At 73.7% G+C, this 2,807-nt stretch carries 4 protein-coding genes; all 4 read left to right on the top strand.

All coding sequences use genetic code 11. The annotated features are described in order from the left end of the window. Positions 1-1,124, top strand: a 1,124-nt coding sequence (locus AB0H87_RS40170; RefSeq protein WP_360158574.1) for an MATE family efflux transporter, incomplete at its 5' end; no start/stop codon positions are given. A gap of 20 nt (positions 1,125-1,144) precedes the next feature. Further along, positions 1,145-1,975 (top strand): tRNA pseudouridine(55) synthase TruB, encoded by an 831-nt coding sequence (truB, locus tag AB0H87_RS40175; protein WP_360158577.1) that lies wholly within the window; start codon positions 1,145-1,147, stop codon positions 1,973-1,975. 70 nt (positions 1,976-2,045) lie between these two features. Then, positions 2,046-2,543, top strand: a complete 498-nt coding sequence (locus tag AB0H87_RS40180; RefSeq protein ID WP_360158580.1) for a SigE family RNA polymerase sigma factor — start codon at positions 2,046-2,048, stop codon at positions 2,541-2,543. Beyond that, a partial coding sequence (locus AB0H87_RS40185; RefSeq protein ID WP_360158583.1) for a hypothetical protein occupies positions 2,540-2,807 on the top strand: 268 nt, incomplete at its 3' end. The genes AB0H87_RS40180 and AB0H87_RS40185, both read left to right, overlap by 4 nt.

Here is a 2,807-nt window from a genome sequence, read left to right on the forward strand (position 1 = left end):
GCACGATCCTCGCCTACGGCACGACCGGTCGCGCGGCGCGGCGGTTCGGCGCCGGCGACCGGTCGGCGGCCGTCGACGAGGGCGTCCAGGCGTCCTGGCTCGCGTTCAGCGCCGGCGTCGTGATCGCCATCGGCATGCAGGTCGCGGCCGGACCGCTGGCCCGGGCGCTGTCCGGCAACCCGGAGATCGCCGGCTCGGCGGCGCTGTGGATGCGGGTCGCGGCGATCGGCGCGCCCGGGCTGCTGCTCGCCGCCGCCGGCAACGGCTGGATGCGCGGGGTGCAGGACACCCGGCGGCCGCTGTACTTCGTGCTCGGCGCCAACCTCCTGTCGGCCGCCCTGTGCCCGCTGCTGGTCTACCCGGCCGGCCTCGGGTTGGTCGGTTCGGCGATCGCCAACGTGGTCGCGCAGTCGGTGGCCGGCGTGTGTTTCGCCGTGGCCCTGCTGCGGGAGCACATCTCCTGGCGGCCGCGGCTGCGGGTCATCCTCGAGCAACTGCGGATGGGGCGTGACCTGCTCATCCGGGGCGGGGCGTTCCAGCTCAGCTTCCTGTCGGCGACGACGGTGGCGGCCCGCTTCGGGACCGCGACGGTGGCCGGCCATCAGATCGCGATGCAGCTCTGGTTCTTCACCGCCCTGGTGCTCGATGCCGTGGCGATCGCGGCCCAGTCGCTGATCGGCGCGGCGCTCGGTGCCGGCGACGCGCTCGGGGCGCGGTCCCTGGCCCGGAAGATCGGCTGGATCGGGGTCGTCTGCGGTGTGGCGTTCGCGGTGGTCATCGCGGCGGGGTCGGGCGTGGTCCCGCGGCTGTTCAGCTCCGACGCGGCGGTCCTCGACCAGGCCGGCGTGGCGTGGCCGTGGTTCGTCGCGATGCAGCCGGTCGCGGGTCTGGTGTTCGCGCTGGACGGTGTGCTGATCGGTGCGGGGGACGTGCGCTACCTGCGGGACCTGACCGTGGTGGCGGCGCTGGGGTTCTTCCTGCCGGCGATCTGGATCGCGTACGCGCTGGACTGGGGTCTGGCCGGCATCTGGGCCGGTTTGACGTTGTTCGTCGTCGTGCGCTGCGTCGCCCTGCTGATGCGGCTGCGGACCGGCGGGTGGGCGGTCGTCGGGGCGGTCCGCTGACTCTGGCAGGCTTGGGCGTCGTGACAGGTGACGGGCTGATCGTGGTCGACAAGCCGGGCGGGATGACCTCGCACGATGTGGTGTCCCGGGTGCGGCGGCTCGCGCGCACGCGCCGGGTCGGGCACGGCGGGACCCTCGACCCCATGGCCACCGGGGTGCTGGTGATCGGCGTCAACAAGGCGACACGGCTGCTGACGTACGTGATCGGCGCGGACAAGTCCTATCTGGGTACGGTCCGGCTCGGGCAGACGACGGTGACCGACGACGCGGAGGGCGAGGTCGTGTCCACGTCTCCGGCGGGCGCGGTGGGCGACGACGCTCTCGTGGCCGCGTTCGCGGCCCAGCGCGGTGAGATCGACCAGGTGCCCAGCGCGGTCAGTGCGATCAAGATCGATGGGCAGCGGGCCTACAAGCGGGTACGGGGTGGGGAAGAGGTCGCCCTTCCCGCGCGCCGGGTGACGATCTCGCGGCTGGAGGTGCTGGACGTCCGCCGCCACGACGAGGTCGTCGACGTGGACATCGACGTGACCTGCTCGTCGGGGACGTATATCCGGGCCATCGCCCGGGACGTCGGGGTGGCGCTGGGCGTCGGCGGACACCTGACGGCGCTGCGGCGGACCGCGGTCGGCGGGTTCACGCTGGCCGAGGCGCGGACGTTGGAGCAGCTCGAAGCCGTCTCGCCCGACGTGGTCAACCTGCCGATGGCCGATGCGGCGCGCCGGTTCCTGCTGGAGGCGCGGGTCTGGCCGACGCTGGAGGTGATGGCCACCGAGACGCCGGCCGAGCTGCGCCGGGTGCCGCGACCGGACATCGGGCTGGCGCTCATCGACCTCGATCGCAGCGAAAGCTGAGGACTGCCTGCAACCTTTTGCCTGTCCACCCGGTAGTAGATGCTGACCGGCTGGGCAGGAGGGCGGGCACGTGATCACACCCGAGGGGTTCGACGAGTTCGTCGTGTCCCGTTCGCCACGCCTGCTGCGGGTCGCGTATCTGCTCACCCGCGACTGGGCGCTCGCCGAGGACCTGCTGCAGACGGCGCTGGCCCGGGCCTGGGAGGCCTGGGCGCGGATCGACGGCGACGCCGAGCCGTACGTGAGGCGGATCATCGTCAACACGTACGCCTCGTCGTGGCGCCGGCGCTGGCGGGGCGAGCTGCCGACCGCCGACCTGCCCGAGCCCGCCGGTCCGGCCGACCCGCACCGCGGGCTCGACGACCGCGACCAGCTGTGGCGCGCGCTGGGCCGCCTGCCACGCCGCCAACGGGCGGTGCTCGTGCTGCGGTTCTTCGAGGACCTCGCGGAGGCGGAGATCGCCGAAGCGCTCGGCTGCTCGATCGGCACGGTCAAGAGCCAGGCCAGCCGCGCCATGGCCAAGCTGCGCCTCGACGAGACGCTCGCGCCGGAAGGGATGCTGCGGTGAACTCGACAGACCTGCGGGAGGTGCTCGAGTCGCGGTCCGCGGACTCCGCCGAGCACGTGATGCACCACCTGCGGCTGCACGGCGTACGCGCGAAGGTGCGCCGCCGGCGCCGGCAGCGGGTCGCGGCCTGGGCTGCGGCGGGTGTCGCGGTGGCGCTCGCGAGCGCCGCCGCGGTCGTCACCTCCGGATCTCCGGCGCCCGCGCCGGCCGGACCACCGACGCTCGCGGGCTTCCCGGAGTACGCCCAGGGCGCCCGGGCGATCC

This window comes from Asanoa sp. NPDC050611 (assembly GCF_040654855.1).
Taxonomy (GTDB): domain Bacteria; phylum Actinomycetota; class Actinomycetes; order Mycobacteriales; family Micromonosporaceae; genus Asanoa.